Source organism: Streptomyces sp. NPDC048018 (assembly GCF_043202995.1).
Taxonomy (GTDB): Bacteria; Actinomycetota; Actinomycetes; order Streptomycetales; family Streptomycetaceae; genus Streptomyces.
Genome location: NZ_JBIDBK010000006.1, coordinates 251,156 through 277,824, shown reverse-complemented (window position 1 = coordinate 277,824; position 26,669 = coordinate 251,156). Strand labels below are relative to the sequence as shown.

Annotated in this window: 22 protein-coding genes; 12 read left to right on the top strand and 10 right to left on the bottom strand. The window is 73.9% G+C overall.

Features of this window, described 5'->3' with window-relative positions; all coding sequences use genetic code 11:
• Positions 1-90 precede the first annotated feature (90 nt).
• Positions 91-1,014 (top strand): squalene/phytoene synthase family protein, encoded by a 924-nt coding sequence (locus tag ACGF1Z_RS24495; protein WP_393007370.1) that lies wholly within the window; start codon positions 91-93, stop codon positions 1,012-1,014.
• Positions 1,015-1,185: 171 nt separating this feature from the next.
• On the opposite strand, the gene trxA is transcribed toward ACGF1Z_RS24495, so the two are convergent.
• The 3 genes from trxA to ACGF1Z_RS24480 all read right to left on the bottom strand — a co-directional run bounded on the left by trxA (position 1,186) and on the right by ACGF1Z_RS24480 (position 2,574).
• A complete protein-coding gene (gene trxA, locus ACGF1Z_RS24490; protein WP_393007368.1) occupies positions 1,186-1,533 on the bottom strand; it encodes a thioredoxin in 348 nt (115 codons plus the stop codon).
• Positions 1,530-1,955 carry a MerR family transcriptional regulator gene (locus tag ACGF1Z_RS24485; protein WP_393007366.1) on the bottom strand — a complete coding sequence of 142 codons (426 nt, stop codon included), beginning with the start codon at positions 1,953-1,955 and terminating at the stop codon, positions 1,530-1,532. The genes trxA and ACGF1Z_RS24485 overlap by 4 nt, the downstream gene beginning before the upstream one ends.
• 97 nt (positions 1,956-2,052) lie before the next feature.
• Positions 2,053-2,574: an Lrp/AsnC family transcriptional regulator gene (locus ACGF1Z_RS24480; RefSeq protein ID WP_393007364.1), complete on the bottom strand. Its 522-nt coding sequence runs from the start codon at positions 2,572-2,574 to the stop codon at positions 2,053-2,055.
• Positions 2,575-2,618: 44 nt separating this feature from the next.
• Here ACGF1Z_RS24480 and ACGF1Z_RS24475 point away from each other — a divergent pair, with 44 nt between their 5' ends.
• Together ACGF1Z_RS24475 and ACGF1Z_RS24470 are read left to right on the top strand one after the other, a co-directional pair.
• A complete protein-coding gene (locus ACGF1Z_RS24475; protein ID WP_393007362.1) occupies positions 2,619-3,512 on the top strand; it encodes an NAD-dependent epimerase/dehydratase family protein in 894 nt (297 codons plus the stop codon).
• Positions 3,512-4,390, top strand: a complete 879-nt coding sequence (locus tag ACGF1Z_RS24470) for an aldo/keto reductase (protein ID WP_393007360.1) — start codon at positions 3,512-3,514, stop codon at positions 4,388-4,390. The genes ACGF1Z_RS24475 and ACGF1Z_RS24470 overlap by 1 nt, the downstream gene beginning before the upstream one ends.
• Before the next feature lie 167 nt (positions 4,391-4,557).
• On the opposite strand, the gene ACGF1Z_RS24465 is transcribed toward ACGF1Z_RS24470, so the two are convergent.
• Positions 4,558-5,940 (bottom strand): cation:dicarboxylate symporter family transporter, encoded by a 1,383-nt coding sequence (locus tag ACGF1Z_RS24465; RefSeq protein ID WP_393007358.1) that lies wholly within the window; start codon positions 5,938-5,940, stop codon positions 4,558-4,560.
• Between the two features lie 339 nt (positions 5,941-6,279).
• Here ACGF1Z_RS24465 and ACGF1Z_RS24460 point away from each other — a divergent pair, with 339 nt between their 5' ends.
• The 6 genes from ACGF1Z_RS24460 to ACGF1Z_RS24435 all read left to right on the top strand — a co-directional run bounded on the left by ACGF1Z_RS24460 (position 6,280) and on the right by ACGF1Z_RS24435 (position 14,669).
• Positions 6,280-8,331 carry an ATP-binding protein gene (locus tag ACGF1Z_RS24460; RefSeq protein ID WP_393007356.1) on the top strand — a complete coding sequence of 684 codons (2,052 nt, stop codon included), beginning with the start codon at positions 6,280-6,282 and terminating at the stop codon, positions 8,329-8,331.
• Complete coding sequence (locus tag ACGF1Z_RS24455; protein ID WP_393007354.1) at positions 8,328-9,038, top strand: response regulator; 711 nt, start codon at positions 8,328-8,330, stop codon at positions 9,036-9,038. Before ACGF1Z_RS24460 ends, ACGF1Z_RS24455 begins: the two co-directional genes overlap by 4 nt.
• A 145-nt stretch (positions 9,039-9,183) precedes the next feature.
• Complete coding sequence (locus tag ACGF1Z_RS24450; RefSeq protein WP_393007848.1) at positions 9,184-9,792, top strand: helix-turn-helix domain-containing protein; 609 nt, start codon at positions 9,184-9,186, stop codon at positions 9,790-9,792.
• A 161-nt stretch (positions 9,793-9,953) separates the two neighbouring features.
• Positions 9,954-10,700 carry a tyrosine-protein phosphatase gene (locus ACGF1Z_RS24445; protein WP_393007352.1) on the top strand — a complete coding sequence of 249 codons (747 nt, stop codon included), beginning with the start codon at positions 9,954-9,956 and terminating at the stop codon, positions 10,698-10,700.
• 645 nt (positions 10,701-11,345) lie between these two features.
• A complete protein-coding gene (locus ACGF1Z_RS24440) occupies positions 11,346-11,549 on the top strand; it encodes a DUF6229 family protein (RefSeq protein ID WP_393007350.1) in 204 nt (67 codons plus the stop codon).
• 219 nt (positions 11,550-11,768) lie between these two features.
• Complete coding sequence (locus ACGF1Z_RS24435) at positions 11,769-14,669, top strand: type 2 lanthipeptide synthetase LanM family protein (protein ID WP_393007348.1); 2,901 nt, start codon at positions 11,769-11,771, stop codon at positions 14,667-14,669.
• Between the two features lie 16 nt (positions 14,670-14,685).
• Here ACGF1Z_RS24435 and ACGF1Z_RS24430 read toward each other — a convergent pair whose 3' ends face one another.
• Both ACGF1Z_RS24430 and ACGF1Z_RS24425 read right to left on the bottom strand, forming a co-directional pair.
• A complete protein-coding gene (locus tag ACGF1Z_RS24430; protein WP_393007346.1) occupies positions 14,686-15,876 on the bottom strand; it encodes a helix-turn-helix domain-containing protein in 1,191 nt (396 codons plus the stop codon).
• A 291-nt stretch (positions 15,877-16,167) separates the two neighbouring features.
• The gene (locus ACGF1Z_RS24425) at positions 16,168-17,193 is read right to left on the bottom strand and encodes an ATP-dependent 6-phosphofructokinase (protein WP_393007344.1); all 1,026 of its coding nucleotides are present in this window, start codon (positions 17,191-17,193) and stop codon (positions 16,168-16,170) included.
• Between the two features lie 269 nt (positions 17,194-17,462).
• Here ACGF1Z_RS24425 and pta point away from each other — a divergent pair, with 269 nt between their 5' ends.
• The 3 genes from pta to pyk all read left to right on the top strand — a co-directional run bounded on the left by pta (position 17,463) and on the right by pyk (position 22,344).
• Positions 17,463-19,544 (top strand): phosphate acetyltransferase, encoded by a 2,082-nt coding sequence (gene pta / locus ACGF1Z_RS24420; protein ID WP_393007342.1) that lies wholly within the window; start codon positions 17,463-17,465, stop codon positions 19,542-19,544.
• Entirely contained in the window at positions 19,541-20,839 is a 1,299-nt protein-coding gene (locus ACGF1Z_RS24415) for an acetate kinase (protein ID WP_393007340.1), read from the top strand. Before pta ends, ACGF1Z_RS24415 begins: the two co-directional genes overlap by 4 nt.
• Before the next feature lie 74 nt (positions 20,840-20,913).
• On the top strand, positions 20,914-22,344 hold the full coding sequence (gene pyk / locus ACGF1Z_RS24410) for a pyruvate kinase (protein WP_393007338.1): 1,431 nt from the start codon (positions 20,914-20,916) through the stop codon (positions 22,342-22,344).
• Positions 22,345-22,429: 85 nt separating this feature from the next.
• Here pyk and ACGF1Z_RS24405 read toward each other — a convergent pair whose 3' ends face one another.
• From ACGF1Z_RS24405 to ACGF1Z_RS24390, 4 genes are all read right to left on the bottom strand, one after another.
• Entirely contained in the window at positions 22,430-23,695 is a 1,266-nt protein-coding gene (locus ACGF1Z_RS24405; protein ID WP_393007336.1) for a hypothetical protein, read from the bottom strand.
• Complete coding sequence (locus ACGF1Z_RS24400) at positions 23,685-24,275, bottom strand: DUF6114 domain-containing protein (protein ID WP_393007334.1); 591 nt, start codon at positions 24,273-24,275, stop codon at positions 23,685-23,687. The genes ACGF1Z_RS24405 and ACGF1Z_RS24400 overlap by 11 nt, the downstream gene beginning before the upstream one ends.
• Before the next feature lie 123 nt (positions 24,276-24,398).
• The gene (locus tag ACGF1Z_RS24395; RefSeq protein WP_376632535.1) at positions 24,399-25,052 is read right to left on the bottom strand and encodes a DUF6230 family protein; all 654 of its coding nucleotides are present in this window, start codon (positions 25,050-25,052) and stop codon (positions 24,399-24,401) included.
• A gap of 601 nt (positions 25,053-25,653) precedes the next feature.
• On the bottom strand, positions 25,654-26,619 hold the full coding sequence (locus ACGF1Z_RS24390; RefSeq protein WP_393007332.1) for a tetratricopeptide repeat protein: 966 nt from the start codon (positions 26,617-26,619) through the stop codon (positions 25,654-25,656).
• Positions 26,620-26,669 lie beyond the last annotated feature (50 nt).

The following is a 26,669-nucleotide window of genomic DNA, read 5'->3' as shown; positions in this document are numbered from 1 at the left end:
ACCGGGCTTCGCAACCGGGGCGCCGGGGTTCGTCCGCGTGGGGGGCGGCGGGGCCCGTAGGCTCGCGGCGACGAGGTCAGGAGGCCGGGGATGGGAAAGCGGGCCCTCGCGCGGGCCGGGGTCGTGGGGCCCGGGCCGCGGCGGGACTACACGGAACAGCGGCGCGCCGTGAGGAGGTTCGCGGCGGCGGAGTACGCGGCCGCGCGGCTGCTGCTGCCCGCCCGGCTGGTGCCGCACGTCGTCGCCGCCGTGGCGTTCATGCACGACACCGACGACCGGGTCGACCGCGGGAGCCCCGGCGAACGGGCGGCCGCGTTCGTGGAGTGGGACGGGCTCGTGCGGAAGGCCTTCGCGGACGGCGACTCCGCGCTGCCGGTGCTGCGTTGCCTGGTGCGGACCGCCGAGCGCCACCCGGACGTGCGCGGGCACGTGGAGGACTTCCTCCGGGGCTGCGCGCGCGAGGTCGCCTGGCGGACCATCGCGGACGAGGCGGAACTGGAGCGGTACGTGAGGGAGTACGCGCTGCCCGCGCTGATGCTCACGGCCTGCCTGCTCGCCCCCGCGGAGGCGTCGGCACGGGAGGCGTTCACGGAGGCCTGCCACCGGCTCATCCGCGCCATGCAGCGCGTCGACTTCCTGGAGGACCTGCCCGAGGACGTGCGCGCCGGCCGGCCGGGCATCCCCGCCGACGCGGTGGCACGCCACGGCGCGGACCTCTCGCGGCCCGGCCCGGCGCTGGCCCGGCTCGTCGAGGAGCAGGCGGACCTCGCGGCCGCCGACCTGAGGGCGGCCGCCCCGTTGGCGGGCCTGGTGGAGCCGGCGTACCGGCCCTTCGTCCGGGCCCTGACCGGCGTCCAGCGGCTCCGCCTCGACGCCGTGCGGCGCGCGGGCGCCTCCCTCGCGGTGCGGAAGTCCGGGCCGTCGGCGCCGGCGGCCGCCGCCCTGCTGCTGCGGGAGACGGCGGCCCGGGCCCGCTTCGCCGCGCTCTCCGGGCCGGCGGGCCGCTCGGAGTAGCCGCGGCGCGGAGGGACCGCACGGTCCCTGGGGGGCGTAGGCCCTGGGGCCCTCGGTCCTTGGGGCGCGCGGTCCTTGGGGCGCGCCGTGCTGGAAGCGCGCCGTCCCTGGGGCGCGCCGTCCCTGGGGGCGCGCCCCGCCTGGGGCGCGTGGTCCGGTGGGGGGGCGGGGTTACGCGCCCACCGGCTGCACGGCGTCCGCGAGCTCCGCCAGGAGCCGTCGCTTCGGCCGGGCGCCGACCATCGCCTTCACCGGCTCGCCCTGCCGGAACACCAGCAGGGTCGGCATCGAGAGGATCCCGTACCGGGAGACCGTCTCCGGGTTGGTGTCCGCGTCGATCTGCACCACCTTCAGCCGGCCGGCCTCCTCGGCCGCCACCGCGCTGAGGACCGGGGCCAGTTGGCGGCACGGGCCGCACCAGTCCGCGGTGAACTCCACGAGCACCGGCAGCTCCGCCTCCAGTACCTGCGCCGCGAAGTCGGCGTCCGTGACCTCGGCCACGCCCTCTGCTCGGATCATCGTCCTCGTCCTTCCTCATCGGTGTCCTCGGCCCGTCCCAGCTCGCACAGCGGCTCGGGACCGCCCGGCAGTTCCGCCTCCGCGCGCAGCAGCTGCGCGCCGACCTCGGCCCGTACGGTCCGGAGCTGTGCGATGAGCCCGTCGAGCTCGGCGAGCTTGCGCCGGTAGACGGCGATCGACGCGGGGCACGCGTCGCCCGCCGGATGGCCGGCCCGGAGGCACTCGACGAAGGGCCGGGTCTCCTCCAGTTCGAACCCGAAGTCCTGCAGGGTCCGGATCTGCCGGAGGGCCCGCAGGTCCTCCTCGTCGTAGGTGCGGTAGCCGTTCTCCGTACGCCGAGCGGTCAGGAGGCCCCGGGACTCGTAGTAGCGCAGAGTCCGCGTGGTCGTGCCCGCCCGCTCGGCGAGCTCGCCGATTCGCATGTCCTCGAACGTAGTCCTTGACGCCCACGTCAAGGCAAACAGCGACGCCCGGCCGGCCTCGGGGCGCTCCGGCCCGAGCGGGTTCCGGTGGGCCCCGTCACGTGCCGGGCGGCAGCAGCGGCTTGCGCTCGACGGGCGACGTCAGCACCACGGACGTCGTGGTCCGGCCCAGGGCGGAGGTCTGTTCCAGGATCTCCTCCAGGTGGACCGTGTCGGTCACGGCGACCTTCAGGAGCCAGCAGTCCTCGCCCACCACGTGGTGCACCTCCCGGATCTCGGGGCGTGCGATCAGCTCCAGGGTGCGGGGGTGCCTGAGGTTGTAGCCGCCGTGCGGGTTCACGCGGATGAAGGCCTGGATGCCGTAGCCGAGCCGGGCCGGGGCGACCTGCGCGCCGTATCCGGTGATCGCCCCGCAGGCCTCCAGGCGGCGCACCCGCTCGGTGACGGCGGCCGGGCTGAGCCGGACGCGCCGGCCGAGCTCGCTCAGCTTGATGCGTCCGTCGCTCTGGAGCAGGTCCAGGATCTGCCGGTCGATGGGGTCGAAAGCACCCGCCGAGGTTTCGACGGCGGCCGGGCGCGGCGACCGCGGTTCCTTCGGCGAGACGGCCCGGACTCCCATGTTTCCCCCTTCAGTTGGCGAACGCACACCGTAACACTGGAGGCATGGACATTCTGATCATCGGCGGGAACCGCTATTTCGGAAAGCGCCTGACAAGGCGGCTGCTCGACGCGGGACATGCGGTCACCGTGCTCAATCGTGGTTCTTCCGCGGCCCCGGAGGGGACGGTTCTCCTCACGGCCGACCGGAATGACGAGAGAGCACTGGAAAAGGCCCTCGGCGACCACACCTTCGACGTCGTCGTCGACCAGGTCTGCTACACGCCACGCCAGGCGGACATCGCCCGCCGGGTCTTCGCGGGCCGCACCCGCCGCTACGTGATGACCTCGACGGTCGAGGTGTACGCGTACGAGGACTCGGCCGACCCGGTCACCGAGGACGCCCTCGACCTCTCCGGCGTACCGGTCGACACGACCCTGCCCTGGGAGGACCCTGACTACCTGAACTCCCACTACGGGGAGGGAAAGCGCCAGGCGGAGGCGGTGTTCGCGGCCTCCGGCCTCACCTGGGCCTCGGTGCGCGTGGCCCACGTGCTGGGCGGCGCCGACGACTTCACCGGACGCGTCGAGCACTACGCGCGCCGGATCCGGGCGGGCGAGCCGATCGCCGTGCCCGCCGTGAACCGGCCGGCGACGTACGTCTACGTCGAGGAGATCGCGGCGTTCCTCGCCTGGGCGGTCGAGGCCGAATTCACCGGACCGGTGAACGCGCATTCCCACGGCCCGCTGACGACGGCGGAGATCTGTGCGGAAATCGAGGACATCGTGGGCGGCCGGACACTCTTCCAGGGAGTGGAGGTGGGCGAGGTCTCCCCCTTCTCCTTCTTCCGTTCCTACGCGATGAGCAATTCCCGCGCGGAATCCCTCGGACACTCCTTCTCGCATTCCTCGGAATGGCTCCGCAAGGCCCTTTCCGAGACGCTCAGCCGGGAGGCCTGATGCGTTACCGCACCCTCGGCGACACGGTCGTCAGCACCATCGGGCTCGGCGCGATGCCCCTCTCCCTGGAGGGCGGTCCCGACGAGGCCCGCGCCCTCGCCACCGTCCACGCCTCCCTGGACGCGGGCGTGACCCTGCTCGACACGGCCGACTCGTACCACCCGCCGGGCGGCGAGACCGGCGCCAACGAACGTCTCGTCGCCCGGGCCCTCGCCACGTACGGCGGCGACCGGGACGCGGTGCTCGTCGCCACCAAGGGCGGCCGCGGCCGGAGCGCGGACGGCGGCTGGACGGTCGACGGCCGCCCCGGGCACCTGCGCCGCGCGGCCGAGGCGTCCGCCCGGCGCCTCGGGGTCCGGGCGATCGGGCTCTACCAGCTCCACAAGCCGGATCCGGCCGTGCCGTACGCGGAATCCCTCGGCGCGATAAGGGAGTTGCTGGACGCCGGCACGGTCCGCCTCGCGGGTGTGTCCAACGTCGGCCGCGACCAGATCCTCCTGGCCCGCGAGATCCTCGGCGACCGCCTGGTCGCGGTCCAGAACCGCTACTCACCGGCGGTCCGGGACGCCGATCCCGAACTCCGGCTCTGCGCCGAACTCGGCCTGGCCTTCCTCCCCTGGAGCCCGCTGGGCGGCATCTCCCGCAGCTCCCTGGACGGCGCCGGCACCCAGGCCGTGGACCCGCGGCTCGGCGCCTTCCACCAGGTGGCCGCCGCCCGCGGGGTCAGCCCGCAACAGGTGGCCCTGGCCTGGCTCCTGACCCGCCCGGGCCACGTCCTCCCGATCCCTGGCGCGAGCCGCCCGGAGACGGCCAGGGACTCGGCACGCGCGGCCGAACTGGTGCTCAACCAGGAGGAGTTGCGCGCACTCGACGCCTGACCCACGGCGCAGCCGGGCTGCGGCGGGAGCGAGGGCGAGCGCGCCCCCTCGGGGACGGCTCTGCCGAAGTGGCGGGGCCCGCGTACGGAAACGCCCCCGACCCCGGTGGGGCGAGGACGTTCCGCGACCGGGGCCCGGATCCGGCTCAAGACCCGGGACCCGGGGCATCAGACGCCGGCGCGGGCCTTCTCGTCGCCGTCGTCGGCGCGCTGGTCCGGCACGGCCGCACCGTGGGCGTCGTCGACGAACGTCGTCTCGTCGAAGGGGGCGTTACCCGCCAGGACCTCCGTCACGCGCGCCTTGTCGATCTCCTTCGTCCAGGTGCCGACGAGCACCGTGGCCACGGCGTTGCCCGCGAAGTTGGTGAGGGCGCGGGCCTCGCTCATGAAACGGTCGATGCCGACGATCAGGCCGACGCCGTCGACCAGTTCGGGCCGGTGCGACTGCAGTCCGCCCGCGAGGGTGGCGAGCCCGGCGCCGGTGACGCCCGCCGCACCCTTCGAGGCGATGATCATGAAGACGAGGAGGGAGATCTGCTCGCCGATCGACAGCGGGTCACCCATCGCCTCGGCGACGAAGAGCGAGGCCATCGTCAGATAGATCGCGGTGCCGTCCAGGTTGAAGGAGTAGCCGGTCGGGACGGTGATGCCGACGACCGGCTTGCTGACGCCGAGGTGCTCCATCTTCGCGATGAGGCGCGGCAGCGCCGACTCGGAGGAGGAGGTCGACAGGATCAGCAGGAACTCGCGGCCCAGGTACTTCAGGAGGGAGAAGATGTTGACGCCCGCGACGAGCCGCAGCAGCGTGCCGAGGACCACGAAGACGAACAGCGCGCACGTCACGTAGAAGCCGACCATGATGACGGCGAGCGACTTCAGTGCGGCGCTGCCCGTCGCGCCGACCACGGCGGCCATCGCACCGAACGCTCCCACCGGCGCCGCCCACATGATCATCGCGAGGATCCGGAAGACCAGGCGCTGGATGTGCCCGATGCCGCGCAGCACCGGCTCGCCCGCCGCGCCCATCGCCTGGAGCGCGAAGCCCGCGAGGAGGGCGACGAGCAGGGTCTGGAGCACCTCGCCCTCCGTGAAGGCGGAGACGATCGTCTTGGGGATGATCCCGAGGAGGAAGTCGGCCGTCCCCTCGCTCGCCCCCTCGGCCTGCTTGGCACCGGCCTCGGCGAGGTCCTTGGTGAGGTGGAGGCCGGAACCGGGCTCCAGGATGTTGCCGACGACGAGGCCGATGGCGAGGGCGACGGTCGACATGACCAGGAAGTAGCCGAGGGCGAGACCGCCCACCGCCCCGACCTTCGCGGCCTTGCGCACGGAACCGACGCCCAGCACGATCGTGCAGAAGATGATCGGCGAGATCATCATCTTGATCAGGTTGACGAAGCCCGTGCCGAGCGGCTTGAGCTCGACGGCGACGCCGGGCGCCAGGAAGCCGACGGCGATGCCGAGCAGGACGGCGCCGATCACGGCCAGATACAGATAGTGGGTGCGGTCCCGACGTGCGGCCACGGGGTCCTCCTCGTACTCAGGGGTGTCCACGTCCCGGTGGATCCCCGCGACTATCCACCACCCCTGTGACCGGGGTCACGCTTGCGTGCGTTTCGTTCACGGCGGCACGTCGGCGCAGCGCCGTACGGCCACCGGGCAGAGCGCGGAGCGAGCACCGGGCCCGCCCCGGCGGAGCGCGGACCGAGCACCGTACGGACCCAGCACCGTACGGACCCGGGCCGGAGGAGCGCGGACCGAGCACCGCGCGAGCCCCGGGGCCGGCCCGGCCGGGCCCGCGCCCCCGCGCGATGCGAACAGCGTTCGTCTCGTTCCAGGCACGATTCGGGCGCGCGGGACGAGGCGGCAAACCGGCCAGGCACACTTGCTCGCATGCGTCTCCCCCTCCCCCGGCCCCGCAGCCTCGCAGGTCAGCTCTTCGCGATGCAGGTCGTGCTCGTGGCGGCCGTCGTCGCGGGGTGCGCGGTCTTCGCGTACGTGACGGACCGCGCCCAGGCCGAGGAGACCGCGCGCCGGCAGTCCACGGCGACCGCGACGGCCGTCGCCGAGTCGCCGGCCGTGGTGGCGGCGGCACGCGCCGCGGGCACCGTGGACCCGACCGCCGCGCTCCAGCCGTACACGGAGGGGCTGCGCCGGCACGCGGGCGTCACGTTCGTGGTGGTCATGGCGCCGGACGGGACGCGGTGGACGCACCCCGAGCCGGAGCAGATAGGCCGGACCTACCTCGGGCACATCGACCCGGCCGTGCGCGGCGAGACCTTCTCCGAGACGCATCTGGGCGTGCTCGGCCCGTCCGTGCGGACCGTCGCGCCGGTCGTCGACAAGGACGACCACGGCCGGGTCATCGCCCTCGTCAGCGCCGGCATCACCATCGAGAAGATCAGCGAGCAGGTCCGCGAGCAGGTCACGGCACTGCTGGGGATGGCGGGTGCGGCGCTCGCGCTCGGCGGGGCCGGGACGTACGTGATCAACGCACGGCTCCGCCGGCACACCAAGGGCATGAACGCGACGGAGCTGAGCCGCCTGCACGACTACCACGAGGCCGCGCTGCACGCCGTGCACGAGGGACTGGTGATGCTGGACGGGCAGCGCCGGATCGCGCTGATCAACGACGGGGCACGGGAGCTGCTCGGGCTCGCGGGCGAGGACGTGGTCGGCCGGTCGGCGGCCGAGCTGGGGCTGCCCGCGCCGTTGACGGGGGCCCTGCTGTCCGCGGAGCCACGGGTGGACGAGCTGCACCTGACGGACGAGCGGGTGCTGGTCCTCAACACGCGTCCGGTGGTGGGCGGGGAGCGCCGCGGCACCGTGGTGACGCTGCGGGACCGGACCGAACTCCAGGCCCTCTCGGGCGAACTGGACTCGGAGCGCGGCTTCACGGAGGCGCTGCGCTCCCAGGCCCACGAGGCCGCGAACCGTCTGCACACCGTCGTCTCGCTCATCGAACTGGGCCGCGTCGACGAGGCGGTCGGCTTCGCGACGGCCGAACTGGAGCTGGCGCAGGCGCTGACCGACCGCGTGGTGAGCGCGGTCGGCGAACCGGTCCTCGCCGCGCTCCTCCTCGGGAAGGCGGCCCAGGCCAACGAGCGCGGCGTGGAGCTGGTCCTGACGGAGGACAGCCGGATCGACGACGGCGTCCTGCCGGTGTCGCTCCCGTCCCGGGACCTGGTGACGATCCTCGGCAACCTGATCGACAACGCGGTCGAGGCGGCGGGCGGCAGCTGCACCTTCCCGACCCCGGCGGGCCCGGCCGGAGCCACCGGAGCCGCCGGACCCTTGAACGTCTCCGGAGCCACCGGAGCCGCGGACCTTGCCGGAGCCGCGGACCTCGCCGGAGCCGCCGGACCCTTGGAGGACCTCGCCGCAACCGCCGGACCCGCGGGCCTCACCAGACCCTCGGCCGTCGCAGCATCCGAAATCCCGGCCCTGTCCGGGGGCCTGGCCGGGCCCGTGGGCCTCGCCGGGCCTGCCGGACCCGCGGGCCTCGCCGCACGCGGAGGCCCGGCCGGCCCCGCCCCCTTCCCCGGCCCGGTCGTACCGGCGCCCCCGGCCGCGCCCGCGGACGCGGTCCCGGCCGCCCCGGCGGCGCTCCCCCACGCCCCCGGTTCCCTCGCCGACCCGCACCCCGAGAAGGCGCGCGGCGCCCGCGTGCTGGTGACGGCGATCGCCGAGGGCGGGGAGCTGCTGCTGCGGGTCGGGGACAGCGGGCCCGGGGTGCGGGCGGCGGACCGGGGGGCCGTGCTGGACCGCGGGTGGTCCACACGGGGGCCGGGACGGGGGCTCGGGCTCGCCCTCGTGCAGCAGGCCGTGACCCGGGCCTCCGGGGCCCTGGCGGTGGGCGAATCCCCCCTGGGCGGGGCCGAGTTCACGGTCCGCCTGCCGCTGGGCGCGGCCGCCGCGACCGTCTCCGTGGAGGTGGGCGCGTGAGTGCCGTGGGGCAGGACATCCGGGTGCTCGTGGTGGAGGACGACCCCGTCGCCGCCGACGCGCACGCGCTGTACGCGGGGCGGGTGGCCGGGTTCACCGTGGTCGGGGTGGCACACTCGCGGGCCGCGGCGGTGCGGGTGCTCGACCGGACGCCGGTGGACCTGATCCTGCTCGATCTGTATCTCCCGGACGGGCACGGGCTGCAGCTGCTGCGGGCCCTGCGCGCCGCGGGGCACGCGGCGGACGTGATCGCCGTGACCTCGGCGCGCGACCTCGCGATCGTGCGCGAGGGGGTGTCGCTCGGCGTCGTGCAGTACGTCCTCAAGCCCTTCACCTTCGCGACCCTGCGCGACCGGCTCGCCCGGTACGCGGAGTTCCGGGCGGCGGCCGGGGAGGCCTCCGGGCAGGACGAGGTGGACCGGGCGCTCGCGACGCTGCGCGCCCCCCAGCCCGCCGCCCTGCCCAAGGGCCTGAGCGGTCCGACCCTGGAGGCGGTGACGCGCTCCCTGCGGGCCGCCCCCGAGGGACTCACCGCGGCCGAGGCGGGTGCGGCCGTGGGGATCTCGCGGATCACCGCCCGCCGCTATCTGGAGCACCTGGTGGGTGCGGGGCGGGCCGCCCGGGCCCCGCAGTACGGTCAGATCGGGCGCCCCGAGCTGCAGTACCGGTGGCTCAGCGCCACGGACGGAACGACCCGGAGCTACTGACCGGTTCCCACGTTCCTACGACCATCGGCGTTGGGTGAACGAACCGTAGCTAACGATCACCCTCCGCATCTACGGTGGCGAGGTGCACCAACCCTCCCCTCCTTTCAACGCCCTCGCCGCGCGCCGTCTGCGCGAAGCGCTCGGCATGGGCCCCGACCATGTCGCCTACGGCCTGCGGGCACAGTACGGCCTCCACATAGGTCCCGAGACGGTCGTCGCCTGGGAGCGGGGCCGGCTCGTCCCCACCTCCCAGGAGCTGACCGCCCTCGCGGGGGTGCTCTGGTGTGCCCCCGCCGAGCTCATCGCCTCCGCCACCACCCTGCGGGAGCACCGGATCAGCCGGGGCCTCTCACCGGAGGACCTGGCCCGCCGGGTCGGCCTCGAACCGGCGGCGTACCAGCGCATGGAGGAGTCGGGCCGCTGGCGCGGCAACGAGCGCCAGACCGCGGCCCTCGCCGAGCTCCTCGACCTCGACGCTCGCGCCCTGCTCACCGCGACCGGCGGCGACGAGAAGCTGGGTGAGCTGCTGCGCGACGCGGCGACGACGCGCTGGCAGGCCTATGTGAAACCGGTGGTCAAGCTGCTGCCGCTGCCGAAGCGGACGGTGGAGGACGCGCTGCAGCGCCTGCACACCGACTACCACGCGAAGATGGCCGCCACGAGCAGCTGGGGCGCCTCGGCCGGCACGGGTGACGCGGGACGCGCGTACCTCGACGGGATCTCCGACCACTTCTGGGCCCTCGTCGGCCGCTAGCCCGCACTCCGCGCGCCCGGCGGAGCCGCGGACCGGCGGGCCGGGTCAGGGCGGACCCGCAGGCCCGGCCACCGGGCGGAACCGAGGTCCGGCACACCCGCGGTCCGTCCCGCGGGCGCAGCCGGAGGCCAACGCCCGCCGTCCGTCCGTAGATTGGGCGCATGAGACGACACCTGCCTTTCGAACGGCTTCACAACTTCCGTGATCTGGGCGGCTACCGGACCGCCGACGGAGGGACCGTGCGGTGGGAGACCCTCTACCGCTCCGACTCCCTCGCCAAGCTCGCGGGCGCCGACGCCCACGCCGACCTGGAGCGCTTCCGGGAGCTGGGCGTGGTCACCGTGATCGACCTCCGCTACCCGTGGGAGATCGCGGCCAAGGGCCGCCACCCCGAGACCGAGCCGCAGAGCTGGCACAACCTGAGCATCGAGCACCGGCCGTACGACCAGGCCGAGATCGACCCCGGGGTCGACCCGTGGCGCCATCTCGCGGACCGTTACGCCGAGGTCGCCCTCGACGGGGCGGCCGAACTGCGCGAGGCCCTGGAGGTCATCGCCGCGGCCGAGGGGCCGCTGGTCTTCCACTGCGCGTCCGGCAAGGACCGTACGGGGCTGCTCGCTGCCCTGGTCCTCGCCCTGCTCGACGTGTCGGACGAGCAGATACTCGACGACTTCGCGCTCACCGAACTGGCCACGGAACGGCTGATCGCCGACTGGAGGGCCGCCCACCCGGGCCGCCGGCTGCGGTGGCCGGGCTACGGCCGCGCGCCTGCCGAGATCATGCGTCTCGTCCTCGCGGACCTGCGCACGGAGTACGGCTCCGTGCACGCGTACGTCACCGGCCATGTGGGCCTCGACCCGGCCGTCGTGCACGCCCTGCGGGCCCGCCTCGTGGAGCCCCCCGCCTAGTCGCCCGCGATGCCCGGCGGCGGCCGGGCAACGCGCGACGGGACATGGACGCCGGGCCCCGGCGCCGGGTCCCACGGCGGGACCCACCGCCGGACGATGTCGCCTGTCCGGCGGGTCCCACGGCCGGACACCACCACCCTCGCGGCGGGTCCCACCGCCGGACAGCGCCACCCCCGCGGCGGCTTCCACCGCCCGAACCGACGGCCGGGTCCCCCCGCGGCCGGGTTCCCCCGCTCCCGCCCGGCCCCCCGCCCCGGCACCCGCTCGGGCGTCCCACCGGTCCCGGCGCGGCTCCCCCGCGTACCGCCGCGCGGCGGTACGTCCCGTCCGTTGTCCGGACGGCGGTTGGCCGGATGTGCGCGGGCCGCGGGCCTTGACGGGCGGGGGCGCGTACGGCACGTGCGCGCGGGGCGGTCGGCCCGGCCACTGCGGCCTGGGGGCGGGACACAGCCCGCGACCACGGCCCGCCCGCGCCGCGCCGGGCGGCGGCGCGGCCGCGCGGACCGCGCCGCGGCGGCTTCCGGCCCGGCGCGGGAACACCCGGACAACCCGGCACCGATTGGCCGGTTCTGGCGGATCCCGGACGGACTTCCTCCGGTGGATTCTGTAGCCCCGCGCAATTCCGGCGATTCACAGGAGGCATCCATGCCTGTCATGTCCACGTCGCGTACGGACGACATCGTCACCGCCTGGCTCCAGGGCGCCGAGAGCGCCTTCGGTGCCGACAACCCCGCCGGTCCGCTCTACGTCGGCGGCGCCGCCGGCGAGGCCGCGCTGACCGACGGCACCGAGGCCCTGCTCACCGGGTGCAGCAGCTGTACCGGTTCGTGGCACAGCTACTGCTGCTGACGAGCCGCCCGTAAGGCACCGGACGCACCACCCGGAGTCACTCCCGGAGCCACGGTGCCCGACGCTCCGGACGCACCGTCCGGAGCCACGGCACCGCCGCACCGGACGCACCACCCGGGGAACCCCGCGGGTTCCCCGGCCCGCGCCGGCCGGACCGCGGGGTCCGGCCGGCGCGGTTCGCGGCACCCCGCCCCAGCCGTCAGGAGAGGACCCAGCAGCATGGTGGAACCGGTGGCAGCGGCCCACGCGGCCGGAGGAACGCCTCCCGAGGGATGGTTCGCCGGTCCGGTCGACGCCTTCGCGGCGCCGCTGTTCGCGGAGCTGGACGGCCGGGTCCCGGACACTCCCGGGCTGGCCGCCGAGGAACGGGAGGTCCTGCGCCAGGCGACGCGCGACGCCCTCCGCCGCACCCTCCAGCTCCGGCTCAACCGGGTGCTCCTGCTGGAGCTGCGGGCGGCCTCCCTGGCCGGCGAGCTGCCCGGCGACGATCCGTCCGCGCGCTGGGACGCCTTCCTCCGGCACGCCTCCGCCCCCGGGTTCGCCGCGACGCTGCGCGGGCGCTACCCGGCCCTGCACCCGCGGGCCCTCGCCTCCGGGCGCCTGCTCATCGAGGGTGCCCTGGAGCTGGCGGCCAGGTTCGCCGCCGACCGGCGGACCGTCGGCGAGCTGCTCGGCGCCGACCCGGGACCGCTGCGCGGCCTGGAGCTCGCCCGCGGCGACACCCACCACGGCGGGCGGGCGGTGGCCCGGCTGGTCTTCGGCACCGCCCACGTCATGTACAAGCCACGGCCGGTCGAGGTGGACGCCGCGCTGCGCGCCTTCGTCGCCGCCGTCCCCGGCGCCGAGGACCTGGGCGTGCCGAGGGTGGTGGTCCGGGACGGCTACGGCTGGGCCGAGCACCTCGGTCACCGCTACTGCGGGGACGAGGCGGAACTCGCCCGCTTCTACCGCGCCCTGGGCGGCTGGCTGGCGGTGATGCGGCTGCTCGGCGGGACCGACCTCCACGCCGAGAACCTGGTGGCCCACGGTCCGGTGCCCACTGTGGTCGACGCCGAGGCGCTGTTCACCCCGGACGTCGAGGTCCCGCCGAGCGGGCGCGGCGACGCCGTCGACCGGGCGGCCCGGACGATCCGCACCACCGTGCTGCGCACCGGCATCCTCCCGCTGCGCACCGACGGCTACGCCCTGGCCGGCGTGGACCTCTCGGCCGCGGGCGGCCTGCCCGGTCAGCAGCCGCGCATCCGGGTCCCGGTCATCACGGACGGCGGACGCGACACCGCCCGGCTGGAGATCGGCGAGGTGGACCTGCCGCCGGCCGGCAACCACCCCAGCCCCGAGCCGGTGCTGATCCGTCACTGGGACCGGGTGCTCGCCGGCTTCGACGAGGTCACCGGGGCCCTGGCGGAACTCGACGCGGCCGGCCGTCTCGGCCCGCTGCTGCGCGGGTTCGTCGGCTGCCGCGTCCGCCGGATCCGGCGGCCCACCCAGACGTACACGGACATCGGCCGGATGCTCTGGCACCCGGCCTCGCTGCACGACCCCGAGGCCGCCCGGGCGCGGGCCCGGGACATCCTCCACCGCAACGCCCTCGCCGCCCCGGGCGCGCCCCGGGAACCGGCGGTGATCGACGAGGAGATCGCGGACCTCCTGGTCGGGGACGTCCCCGTGTTCGAGGAGCGGGTGGCGGAGCGGCGGCCGCAGGACTTCCTCGCGCAGTGGCGGCGGGCCGACCTCGACCGTGAGCGGGACACCATCCGCAGCGCGCTCGTCGGTGCCTACCTGAACGAACGCCGGCTTCCCGCCCGGGTGAGGACGCCCGCCGTGGCCCCGCACGCCGGGGAGCTGGACCGGCGGCGGCGCGCGCTCGCGGCCGAGGCCGTGCGGACGGTCTGCGCGGCGGCCGTGCGCGGCACCGACGCGACCGCGACCTGGATCAGCCCGGTGCTCACGGACTACGGCTGGGCGATCCGCCCGCTCGGCGCGGACCTCTACACCGGGCAGGGCGGGGTCGCCCTCGCGCTCGCGGAGTACCTGCGGGAGCAGCGCGCCGGGCGGGCCGATCCGGTGGCCGGTGCGGAGTCCGTGCTGGCCGGCGCCCTGGAGGTGCTGGCCGCCACCGAGGACACCACGCCGACCCGCCAGCTCGGCGGGTTCACCGGCATCGCCTCGCAGGTGTGGACCTGGGCGGCGCTGCACCGCCTCCTCGGGACGCCCGGACTGCTCGACCGGGCCCGCGCGAGGGCAGCGCTGCTGACCCGGGAGGCCCTCGCCGGGGACCGGGCGCTGGACGTGCTCGGCGGCGCCGCCGGCGTACCGGTCCCGCTGCTCGGTCTCGCCGAACTGACCGGGGAGGCACGCTGGTTGGACGTGGCCGCGGAGGCCGGCCGGCGCCTGGAGCGGACGGCGGTCGTCAACGACCGCGGAGCGAGGTGGTCCACGGTGATGTTCCCGGAGGGCATCGGCGGATTCGCCCACGGCGCCACCGGCGTCGGGTGGGCACTCACCCGGCTCTCCCTCTCCGCCGCCGGAACTCCGGCCGACCGGCGCCGTTGGCACGAACTCGGCACCCTGGCACACGACTTCGAGGAGTCGCTGTACGCGCCCGAGGCGGCCGCCTGGACCGACGCGCGGATCGGCGGAGACGTCGACCATCCCACCGCGTGGTGCCACGGCAGTACGGGCATCGGCCTGGCCGCCGTCGACCTCCACGCCCGCACGGGCGATCCCCGGCACCTGGACACCGCGCTCCGCTCGGGACCGGCGGGTCTGCGCGAGGGGTTCGGCTGGAGCCACACCCTCTGCCACGGCGACCTCGGGCTCTCGGAGCTCCTCCACCGCCTGCGCGCCCTGGAGGGCTACGCGGGCCCGTCCGCGGCGCGGGCGGACGCCGAGCTGATCACGGGCATCGAGCAGCGCGGCCCGGTCGGCGGTCTCGCGAAGGAGGCGTTCACGCCCGGGCTGCTCCCGGGGCTGTCCGGGGTGGTGCACCATCTGCTCGCGATGCACCCCGAGGCGCGGTTGAGCGCCCCCCTTCTCCTGGCCCTCCCCGAGGGTCCGGGGCCGGGTCCGTCCGCGGGGCGGTCCGGCGCACCGGGGCGGGACACCGCGAGCCCGGCCTGATCGGGAGGTCGCGCCCTCAGTCGCGGCGGTCGAAGCTGAAGAGCTGGCCCCGGGCGTCCGCCGTGCAGGGCGCCTGGGCCAGCCGGGACCACTCGGCGCCGCGGTCCCCGACGACGGTGACGCAGCTGCCGGGGGTGGCGGAGCCCGCCGGCAGGATGCGCCAGCCGGCGGGCGGGCTGCCGTACGGCTCCAGGGTGAAGCGCTCGACGCGGGTGGGGTCGCCGCACGCGGAGTCCTCGAGCGCGGCGTGGGGTGTCCTGCCGCCGGCCGGGATCCCCGAGCAGCCGACGGGGAGGTCCGGCCGGACCGAGACGATCCGCCACGCGTCCCCGGGGAGTCGTTCCAGCTCGTGGCGGGAGACGTCGGCACCGGCGCAGGCCCGCTGGTAGATCTGCCCGCCACCACTGCCCCGCCGCTCGTCCAGGCAGAGATCGGAGCCGATCACCCGGATCCGGACCGGGCCCTCGGCCGGAGCGGTGAGCACCGGCGGCCGCTGCCCTCGGTGGGGCCGCCGGTCCCCGTCGCGTACGAGCGCGACGACGCTGACGGCGGCGAGGACCAGGCCCGTCACGGCGATCGCGCCGACGAGGGTGCGGCGGATCCGGGAGTGCCGCGGTTCGGGCGCCGGCCCGGCGGAGGGCTCCTCCGCCACGGCCCCGGGCCAGACGGGCGCCGCCTCCGCCCCCGCGCCCGCCTCCGCCTCGGTCTCCGCGTCCGCTCCCGCATCCACGTCCGCGTCCGCGTCCGCGTTCGGGTCCACCCCGGCCACCGCCTCCGCGCCCGCCTCCGTCTCCCCGTCCGCTCCCGCATCCACGTCCGCGTCCGCGTTCGGGTCCACCCCGGTCACCACCTCCGCGCCCGCGCCCGTGCACGCCTCCGTCTCCCCCGAGGGCGGCTCGCCGTCCGCGGCGGGCCGCAGTGCGTGGGCCCCGTGGACCGCGAGCTGTCGGCGTACGGGTTCCCACTCCTCGGCCCGGGCGCCGCAGGCGCGGACGAAGGCGCCGAGCAGTTCCTCGGGCGGGACGGTGGACCGCGCCAGCAGGGCGGCGACGGTCGAGCGGGGCAGGACGTAGCCGTGCGCCCCGGCGCGGGCCGACAGCTCGCGGCAGGTGAGGCCGGACCAGTCCTTCAGGGCCCGCAGCCGCGCGATGAACTCGGCCGGGCTGCGTGCCTCCCGCGGGTCGGGAGGCGTCTCCCCCAGGGTCATGGCACGCGGCTCCCCTCCGTCGGGCCGTGCCCGGCGGACGCCGGGACGCCGCCGGGACGGCCCCAGCCTTGTTGATCGGGCCGGGGGACTCAAGCAGGGATTCGGCCCCGATCCTCCGCCGGGGGCCCCGGGCCACGGGAGGTCCGGGACGGGGCCGGGACGGAGGTCCCGCACGGCCGGGCGGTCCGGTCCGGCCGCCGGGGCCGGGTTGCCGGGGCCGGGCTGCCGGGCGGGCGTACGGCGTTACGGGCCGTGCACCCGGGACCGGGAGCCCGCCCGCCGGCCGCTTCGTCAGAAGACCGACTCGGCCTCGCGCATCCGGTCCGCCGGGACCGTCTTCAGCTGGGTGACGGCCTCCGCCAGCGGCACCATCTGGATGTCCGTGCCGCGCAGCGCCGTCATCCGGCCGAAGTCGCCGCGGTGCAGCGCCTCCACGGCGTGCCAGCCGAACCGGGTGGCGAGCACCCGGTCGTACGCGGTCGGGGTGCCGCCGCGCTGGACGTGGCCGAGGATGACGGGCCGGGCCTCCTTGCCGAGGCGCCGCTCCAGCTCGTAGGCGAGGGCGGTGCCGATGCCCTGGAAGCGCTCGTGGCCGAACTGGTCGATCGCGCCCTTGCCGTAGTCCATGGTGCCCTCGGCGGGGTGGGCGCCCTCGGCGACGCAGATGACGGCGAACTTCTTGCCGCGGGAGAAGCGCTCCTCGACCATCTTGGCCAGGTCGGCCGGGTCGAAGGGGCGCTCGGGCAGGCAGATGCCGTGGGCGCCGCCGGCCATGCCGGACTCCAGGGCGATCCAGCCGGCGTGGCGGCCCATCACCTCGACGACCATGACGCGCTGGTGGGACTCGGCGGTGGTCTTGAGCCGGTCCATGGCCTCCGTGGCGACGCCGACGGCGGTGTCGAAGCCGAAGGTGCGGTCGGTGGAGGAGATGTCGTTGTCGATGGTCTTGGGGACGCCGACGACGGGCACCCCGGCCTCGTGGAGCATCCGGGCGGCGGTGAGGGTGCCCTCGCCGCCGATCGGGACGAGCGCGTCGAAGCCGCTCTTCTCGATGAGCTCCTTGGCGTTGTCGCAGGCGGCGCGGAAGCGGTCGCGCTCCAGCCGGGAGGAGCCGAGGATGGTGCCGCCGCGGGCGAGGATGCCGCTGACGGCGTTGAGGTCGAGGGTGCGGTAGCGCCCGTCGAGCAGGCCCGCGTAGCCGTCCTCGAAGCCGATGACCTCGTCGCCGTAGTGGGTGACGGCCCGGTGCACGATCGACCGGATCACTGCGTTCAGGCCGGGACAGTCGCCGCCCGCTGTCAGAACTCCGATGCGCATCGTGCTGTGTCTCCTGCTCGGTAGCGGTACGGATGAGCCGCGTCGATTCTCACACGGTCGGCGGCGCGGGTGCGCTCGCTGGTACTCCGCGCGTCCGCCCCGGGAGGGCCCTCAGGAGCCTTTGGTCCCTTGGATCGGGGCCCTTCGCCCAGCGGGCGTCGTATCGAGCCGCGGGGGTATTGTCAAGAGGGCAATGCCACCCCCTCGATGGTTTTTGAACACACTCGCTTGACGGACAACCCGTAGCGATGCGGACAGGAGACGACGGCGTGACGCGCAGCGTGTACGTGACCGGGATCGACCGCGGGGACGGCCGCCAGGTCGTCGAGCTGGGAGTCATGGAGCTCCTGACCCGCCAGGTGGACCGGGTGGGGGTGTTCCGCCCCCTGGTGCACGACGGACCCGATCGTCTGTTCGACCTGCTGCGCAGCCGCTACCGGCTCTCCCAGGACGCCGCGACCGTCTACGGCATGGACTACCACGAGGCCTCCACGCTGCAGGCCGAGCGGGGCACCGACGAGCTGGTCTCCCAGCTCGTCGACCGCTTCCACGCGGTCGCCCGCGACTACGAGGTCGTCCTGGTCCTCGGCACCGACTTCGCCGCCACCCAGCTGCCGGACGAGCTCGCGCTCAACGCACGGCTCGCCAACGAGTTCGGCGCCTCCGTGATACCCGTGGTCGGCGGCAAGGGCCAGCCCGCCGAGTCCGTACGGGCCGAGGCCCGCAACGCCTTCCGCGCCTACGAGGCGCGCGGCTGCGACGTGCTCGCGATGGTCGTCAACCGGGTCGCCGGCGAGGACCGGGCCGTGATCGCCGAGCGGCTCGCCGCCCGGCTTCCCGTGCCCTGCTACGTGCTGCCCGACGAGCCGGCCCTCGCCGCGCCGACCGTCGCGCAGATCACCCACGCGCTGGGCGCCTCCGTGGTCCTCGGCGACGGCGCCGGGCTCGCCCGCGACGCGCTCGACTTCGTCTTCGGCGGCGCCATGCTGCCGAACTTCCTCAACGCGCTGACCCCCGGCTGCCTCGTCGTCACCCCCGGGGACCGGGCCGACCTGGTGATCGGCGCGCTCGCCGCGCACTCGGCCGGCACGCCGCCGATCGCCGGGGTGCTGCTCACCCTCGACGAGCGCCCCAGCGACGAGGTCCTGACCCTGGCCGCCCGCCTCGCGCCCGGCACCCCGGTCATCTCCGTGGCGGGCAACAGCTTCCCGACCGCCACCGAACTCTTCTCCCTCGAAGGGAAGTTGAACGCCGCCACCCCGCGCAAGGCGGAGACCGCGCTGGGCCTCTTCGAGCGCCACGTCGACACCGCCGACCTGCTGCGCCGGATCTCCGTCGCCCGCAGCGGCCGGGTCACCCCGATGATGTTCGAGCACGAGCTCCTGGAGCAGGCCCGCGCCGACCGCCGCCGGGTGGTGCTGCCCGAGGGCACCGAGGAGCGGGTGCTGCGCGCCGCCGACGTGCTGATCCGCCGCGACGTCTGCGACCTGACCCTGCTCGGCGACGTCGAGACGATCCGCAAGAAGGCCGCCGACCTGAGCGTGGACCTCGGCGACACCCAGCTGATCGACCCGCAGACCTCGGAGCTGCGCGACTCGTTCGCCGAGAAGTACGCGCGGCTGCGCGCCCACAAGGGCGTCACCGTGGAGCTCGCGTACGACGTGGTGTCGGACGTGAACTACTTCGGCACGCTGATGGTCGAGCAGGGCCTGGCCGACGGCATGGTCTCCGGCTCGGTGCACTCCACGGCCGCGACGATCCGCCCCGCCTTCGAGATCATCAAGACCAAGCCGGACGCCTCGATCGTCTCGTCGGTCTTCTTCATGTGCCTGGCCGACAAGGTGCTCGTGTACGGCGACTGCGCCGTCAACCCGGACCCGAACGCCGAGCAGCTCGCCGACATCGCCGTGCAGTCGGCGGCCACCGCCGCCCGCTTCGGCGTCGACCCGCGGATCGCGATGCTCTCCTACTCCACCGGCACCTCCGGCTCCGGCGCGGACGTCGACAAGGTGCGCGAGGCGACCAAGCTGGTCCGCGAGAGCCGGCCGGAGCTGCGGATCGAGGGGCCGATCCAGTACGACGCGGCCGTCGAGCCCTCGGTCGCGGCGACCAAGCTGCCCGGCTCGGAGGTGGCCGGCCAGGCGAGCGTGCTGATCTTCCCCGACCTCAACACCGGCAACAACACCTACAAGGCCGTGCAGCGCTCGGCCGGCGCGGTCGCCGTCGGGCCGGTGCTGCAGGGCCTGCGCAAGCCCGTCAACGACCTCTCGCGCGGCGCGCTCGTCAGCGACATCGTCAACACGGTCGCCATCACGGCGATCCAGTCCCAGGGTCAGGAGCACATCGGATGACCGCCCACCCGTCCCCCGCCGCCCCGCACGGCGAGCCCGGCCGCACGCCGGCCGCCCGGGAGCCGCGCGCCACCCGCGTGCTCGTCCTCAACTCCGGTTCCTCGTCACTGAAGTACCAGCTCCTCGACATGCAGGACGGCAGCCGGCTCGCGCTCGGCCTGGTCGAGCGGATCGGCGAGGAGACCTCGCGGCTCGTGCACACCCCGCTGCAGGGCGGCGGGGGCGTCAGGCGCGAGACGGAGGGCGCGATCGCCGACCACCAGGCCGCCCTGAAGGCGGTGGCCGAGGAGCTGGCGGCGGACGGGCTCGGCCTGGACTCCCCCGAACTGGCCGCGATCGGGCACCGGGTGGTGCACGGCGGACTGCGGTTCAGCGCGCCGACGGTCGTCGACGACGAGGTGCTCGCCGAGATCGAGCGGCTGGTGCCGGTGGCCCCGCTGCACAACCCGGCGAACCTCACCGGCATCCGTACGGCGATGGCGCTGCGTCCCGACCTGCCGCAGGTGGCGGTCTTCGACACCGCCTTCCACACGACGATGCCGGAGGCGGCCGCGCGCTACGCGATCGACGTGGAGACCGCGGACGCGCACCGGATCCGCCGCTACGGCTTCCACGGCACCTCGCACGCGTACGTCTCCCGCGAGACGGCGAGGCTGCTCGGCAGGGCGCCGGAGGAGGTGAACGTGATCGTGCTGCACCTGGGCAACGGGGCCTCCGCCTCGGCCGTGGCGGGTGGCCGCTGTGTGGACACCTCGATGGGCCTGACCCCGCTGGAGGGCCTGGTCATGGGCACCCGCTCGGGCGACGTGGACCCGGCGGTCACCTTCCACCTCATGCGGAACGCGGGCATGTCGGCGGACGAGGTCGACGTCCTGCTGAACAAGAGGTCGGGCCTGGTCGGACTCTGCGGCGACAACGACATGCGGGAGATCCGGCGCCGGATCGACGAGGGCGACGCGCGGGCGGCGCTCGCCTTCGACGTCTACATCCACCGCCTGAAGAAGTACATCGGGGCCTACTACGCGGTGCTCGGCCGGGTGGACGCGGTGGCGTTCACGGCCGGGGTCGGCGAGAACGCGGCCCCGGTGCGGGAGGCGGCGATCGCGGGTCTGGAGGAGCTGGGCCTGGCGGTGGACGCCGGTCGCAACGCCGTACGGTCCGACGAGGCCCGGATCGTCTCGCCGGACTACGCGCGGGTCGCGGTGGCGGTCGTGCCGACGGACGAGGAGCTGGAGATCGCCCGACAGAGCTACGCACTTGTGAGCGAAACGGGCCCCGAGAGAGTGAACGCCTGAGCGACCCCCCGCCCATTTGTACTTTCCACCAGACGGAATATTCCGCCGCGAAACAAACCGATAGGATCCGCCTCATGCGCCGTTCCAAAATCGTCTGCACGCTGGGCCCCGCCGTCGACTCCTATGAGCAGCTGAAGGCTCTCATCGAGGCCGGCATGAACGTGGCCCGATTCAACATGAGCCACGGGACCCAGGCAGAGCACCAGGAGCGGTACGACCGCCTCCGCAGGGCGGTGGCGGACACCGGCCGCGCCGTCGGCGTGCTCGCCGACCTCCAGGGCCCCAAGATCCGTTTGGAGACCTTCGCGGAGGGCCCCGTCGAGCTGGTGCGCGGTGACGAGTTCACCATCACCACCGAGGACGTCCCCGGCGACAAGTCCATCTGCGGCACCACGTACAAGGGCCTGCCCGGCGACGTGTCCAAGGGCGACCAGGTCCTGATCAACGACGGCAACGTCGAGCTCCGCGTCGTCGAGGTCGAGGGCCCGCGGGTCAAGACCATCGTCGTCGAGGGCGGGGTCATCTCCGACCACAAGGGCATCAACCTGCCGGGTGCCGCGGTCAACGTCCCGGCCCTGTCCGAGAAGGACGTCGAGGACCTCCGCTTCGCGCTCCGCATGGGCTGCGACATGGTCGCCCTCTCCTTCGTCCGCGACGCCGACGACGTCAAGGACGTCCACAAGGTGATGGACGAGGTGGGCCGCCGGGTCCCCGTCATCGCCAAGGTGGAGAAGCCGCAGGCCGTCGAGAACATGGCGGCCGTCGTCGCCGCCTTCGACGCGGTCATGGTGGCCCGCGGCGACCTCGCCGTCGAGTACCCGCTGGAGCGCGTCCCGATGGTGCAGAAGCGCCTCGTCGAGATGTGCCGCCGCAACGCGAAGCCGGTCATCGTCGCCACCCAGATGATGGAGTCGATGATCACCAACTCCCGGCCGACCCGCGCCGAGGCCAGCGATGTCGCCAACGCGATCCTGGACGGCGCGGACGCGGTCATGCTCTCCGCCGAGTCCTCGGTCGGCGCCTACCCGATCGAGACCGTGAAGACGATGTCGAAGATCGTCGCCGCGGCCGAGGAGGAGCTGCTCTCCAAGGGCCTGCAGCCGCTGGTCCCGGGCAAGAAGCCGCGCACCCAGGGCGGCTCCGTCGCCCGCGCGGCCTGCGAGATCGCCGACTTCCTGGACGGCAAGGCGCTCATCGCCTTCACCCAGTCCGGCGACACCGCCCGCCGCCTCTCGCGCTACCGCACGCAGCAGCCGATCCTGGCCTTCACGACGGACGAGTCCACCCGCAACCAGCTCACCCTGAGCTGGGGCGTCGAGTCCTTCCTGGTGCCGTTCGTGGACAACACGGACGCCATGGTCGACCTGGTCGACGCGGAGCTCCTGAAGCTCCAGCGCCACAACGCCGGCGACACCATGATCATCACCGCCGGCTCGCCCCCCGGCGTCCCCGGCACCACGAACATGGTCCGGGTCCACCACCTGGGCGGCGCCGAGCACGCCTGATCCCGTCACGGCATGACGAGGGCCCCCGTCCGGATCGGACGGGGGCCCTCGTCATGTGCGGCTCCCGGAAGGGTCCTGGTGGGCGTCAGCTCGGTTCGATCGTGTTGCGCAGGCCCGGGATCCTGAGCGTGCCGCCGAACTGGCCGGCCTGCTTCACCGTCGCGTTGGAGAAGAACGCGAAGGGGACGTTCAGCGGCGGCGGGGTCTCGGGGCTGAAGGTGACCGGGATGAGGCCGAAGAGGTTGCCCTTCAGCTCCTCCGTGTACATGGTCACCGTGCCGCCGCGCATGGTGGAGGTCGAGCCCGCGTCGGAGCGGACGTGGCCGGTGAGGCCGTCCGAGTGGACCGTCAGCTGGTGCAGGTCCTTGATGTCCACCTCGTCCGCGGTGAACTTGAGGACCTTCTTGATCTTCCCGCTGCCGGTCTTGACCTCGACGATGCCCGCGTAGTCCAGACCGCGCAGGGTGAGCATCGAGGTCTGGAGGATCCACGGGTCGTCCGGGAGCAGCGGCATGCCGGCCTCCAGGTCGGCCGCGGCGAGCGCCTCCGGGTCGGGCTCGGGGCACGGGAAGCGGGGCTTCGCGCCGTCGGGTATCTCCTCGTCCTTCTTGGCGTCGAGGCCCTTGGCGGAGTCGGGCAGCTCCTCGGTGGTCGCGCCGGCCTTCTCGGCGGCGGACTTGATGGCGTCCTTGGTCTTGTCGACCGCGCCGCCGGTGGTGGTGCCGGTGCCGGCGGCCGGCGCCTTGGTCTCCTTCGGCGCGTCCGGGGTGCCGGACGTGGCCGTCGGCTTGGGTGCCGCCGTCGTGGAGCTGGGCTGGGGAGTGGGCGCGGCGGTCTTGTCCGGTCCGTCGAACAGGTCCTTGAGCGCGTCGCCGAGACCCAGCGGGTCGAGCGGGTTGACCGACTTGGTGGGCGTCGGGGTCGCCGTGGGTGCGGCGGGCGTCGCCTCGGGCGCGGGGGCCTTGGTGGCCGCCTGCTTCTGAGCCGTGCCGGTGGTGCCGGTCGGCTTGGGCTCGGCGGTGGCCGAGGTGTCCGGGGCCGGCGTGTCGGTCGCGCTCGCGCTCGCCGTGGGCTCGGGGGTCTTCGTCTCGGCCGGCTTGGTCGTCGCCTCGGGCGTGGGCTCGTCGGAGCGGGTCACGCACGGGCCGGGGGCGAAGGGGATGTCCGTGCTGTCGTCGGCGAGGGCGAGCCGGGGCGCGAGCCCCATGCCCATGATGACCGCGGTGGGCATGGCCGCGAGGGCCATCGCCTTGCCTGCGGGCACCTGGATCTTGTTCAGGAGCGACCTGCGGGGGGCCGCGTGGCGCGGTCCTCTCGTCGTCCCGGCCGACTGTGTTTCGTCACCCCGCACTGTTCCTCCCGCCGTTGGCATCGATGGTCTTCCCGGCCACCGGCGCCTCGTGCCCCTGGTGCGGGATCACGGGCTGCGTGGTGCCGTCGTGCGTGTGCTCGTCCGGGGCGGCCTCGCCCCGCGCCTGCTCGGCCGGCTCCTCGGCGTCGTCCGGGTGCTCCTGGGCGTCCGCGACGGCCTCTTCGGACTTCGGCTCGGCCGGCGCCCAGGCCGCGGACATGCCGCCGCCGACGAGCGCGAAGAGGAAGCCGATCACCAGGCCGCCGAAGTTCGACACGGGGATGGAGACCAGGGCGAGCACGATCGCGGCGATGCCGGCGAAGACCCGGACGAGGGGCTGGAACCACATCGTCAGCCCCAGCGTGATGAGCAGGAGGCCGATGATCAGCGCACCGGCTCCGGCCGTCGTCTGCATGGCGAGCGTCATGTTGCCGAGCCGCATGTCCCCGTACGGGAGATAGGCGATCGGTACGCCGCCGATCATGGTGAAGAGGCCCGCCCAGAAGGGCCGGGTCTGCCGCCAGACCTTGAACCGGTTCTCCTGGGGGACTCCGCGGGAAGCAGTGGACTCGGCGCTCATGGAAAACAGCTCCCTGGAAGCGGTGTTGCTGAGATGGTGGAGAAAGGGGCACTACCGGTACGGGTGGGGGCCGTACGGGACGGCCCCGCACCCGTGCGCGTCAGTCCTTGACGGACGTCTGCATCAGTAGCACTCGACCCCGGCGCCCTTGCCGCGCTTCAGCGAGAGGTCGAGGTTCGGCAGCTTGAAGGTGGCGGCGGTGGTGGCCCACGCACGCTGCTTCACGTTGCTGAGCTTCGCGTCCTCGGCACGCTGACCGAAGCCGAACGGGTTGGCCTTGGTGTTCGGCTGGATGCCCGGCTTGCCGGGGGCCTTGGCCAGGTTGCCCGCCGCGACGCCGATGTCGATGTTGCCGAACTCGGCGTCGGCCTTCAGCTCCGCGACATCGAGGTAGATGCCCTTCGCGTAGACCGGCTTGTTGTCCTCGGTGCCGGCCCGCAGCACCAGCGTCACGTCGCCGACGAACGGAACGTTCGGCGTCACGACGGACTGGCACATGTTGGAGATCCAGGCCTCGGAGAAGCCGGACACCGCCACGGGCTCCGCGAAGTCCTTGCCTTCGAGGTCCTTGCCGGCGTCGACGCTGCCGTACTGGACGAAGTCCTTACCGACAAGGGTGTCGGCGCGAACCTTGAAATCCTGGCCGGAAATGCTGAAGGACGCGGCGAGCGCGCCCTGGGCCAGGCCGACGCCGATCGCGGCCGTCGCGGCCACGCTCGGCACCATGACGACGGCGAACCGCTTCCATCTGGTCCCGCCACGAACCTGGGACTTCATGAGAATCCTCCTTCTCGGACGTACATCTCCGGATGGGCCCAGGGCCCGTCCTGGGATGGGAGAAGTGCTACGTCCTCGGGAAGGAGAGCGCCGAGGGCTCAGGCGGCACGACGCACGTCCGAATCACCGGCGATCACCCCCGAGCGACAACCACTGGCCGCGCGGTGCGCGACCGGGATTGGACAGGCCCTGCCGGTCAGAGCAGGAACCCCCCTGTCCACGACCGACGGCAGTGCCGCCGGCCCGCTCGGTGGGGACCCTTCGCCGCGCAGTCGGCGGGTTCGCCGGGCTGGTGCGGTGTCGGACCGAGCGTGGCCGATCGTGGTCCATTACGGGCGCCCGCACAAGGGGGTTCGTTACTCGCTAGTAACGGCCTGATAACCACGGCACGACGGGCTGCCGTCGGATGACGACGCAGGGTGCCACCGCGTGATGCGACAAAGAGTGATGAGGAAGGAGAAATACGGACAGGAATCCAGGTTCGATTTACTGCAAGTAACAGCGGCCGCGATTACCAAGTTTTGGTAAAGCGCGGCCGCCGAATGTCACTGTGTCGCCAAATCGTCCCGTTGCGGGACCACCCCGGAGGGCCGGGGGCGACTCAGAACAGAGCGCTCGCCAGGGCCTGCCGGGCCGCCGTCACCCGCGGGTCCTCGGGACCGATCACCTCGAAGAGTTCGAGCAGCCGGAGCCGCACCGCGTCCCGGTCCTCACCGAACGTGCGCCGCACCGTGTCGACCAGCCGCCCGAAGGCGTCCTGCACGTGTCCGCCCGCCAGGTCGAGGTCGGCGGCGGCGATCTGCGCGGCGACGTCCTGGGGGTTGTCGGCCGCGTTCCTGCGCACCGCGGCCGGGTCCATCGCCTGTACGCGCGCGAGCAGTTCGGCCTGGGCGAGGCCGAGCTTGGCCTCCGGGTGCCCCGGGTCGTCCGCGAGCACGTTCTTGTACGCCTGGACGGCGCCGGCCAGGTCGCCCGCGTCCAGCGCGGAGACCGCCGCGTCGAGCAGGGCGTCGTACGGGCCGGCCTGCGCGGGCGCCGGGGCGCCCGGGTCGGCCTCGGCGTCGACCTGGAGACCGGTGAGGCCGAAGCGCTCCTCGGCGACCTGGACCAGCTGGTCGAGGGTCTGCCGGATCTGCGCCTCGGGGGCCGCCCCCTGGAAGAGCGGCAGCGCCTGACCGGCGACCACCGCGAAAACGGCCGGAATTCCCTGGATGCCGAACTGCTGCATCAGCATCTGGTTGGCGTCGACGTCGACCTTGGCGAGCAGGAAGCGGCCGTTGTACTCGACGGCGAGCCGCTCCAGGAGGGGGCCGAGCTGCTTGCAGGGCTCGCACCATTCGGCCCAGAAGTCGATGACGACCGGGACCTCGGCGGACCGCTGGAGCACATCGAGCTCGAAGCCGGCCTCGTCGACGTCGATCACCAGGGAGGAGGGCGCGACGGCGGCGGTCCCGCCCTGCCGGGCGGACTCGGCGCGGGCCTGCTCCGCCTTCGCCTTGGCCTCACCGGCCGCCTTCACCGCGGCGAGGTCGACGACGCCGCTCATGGACATGTTTCGGGGCTGCATGGCTATATCCTCCCCCCTCCGCGGGTGTAACCGGTAAGCCGTGGCCGAAC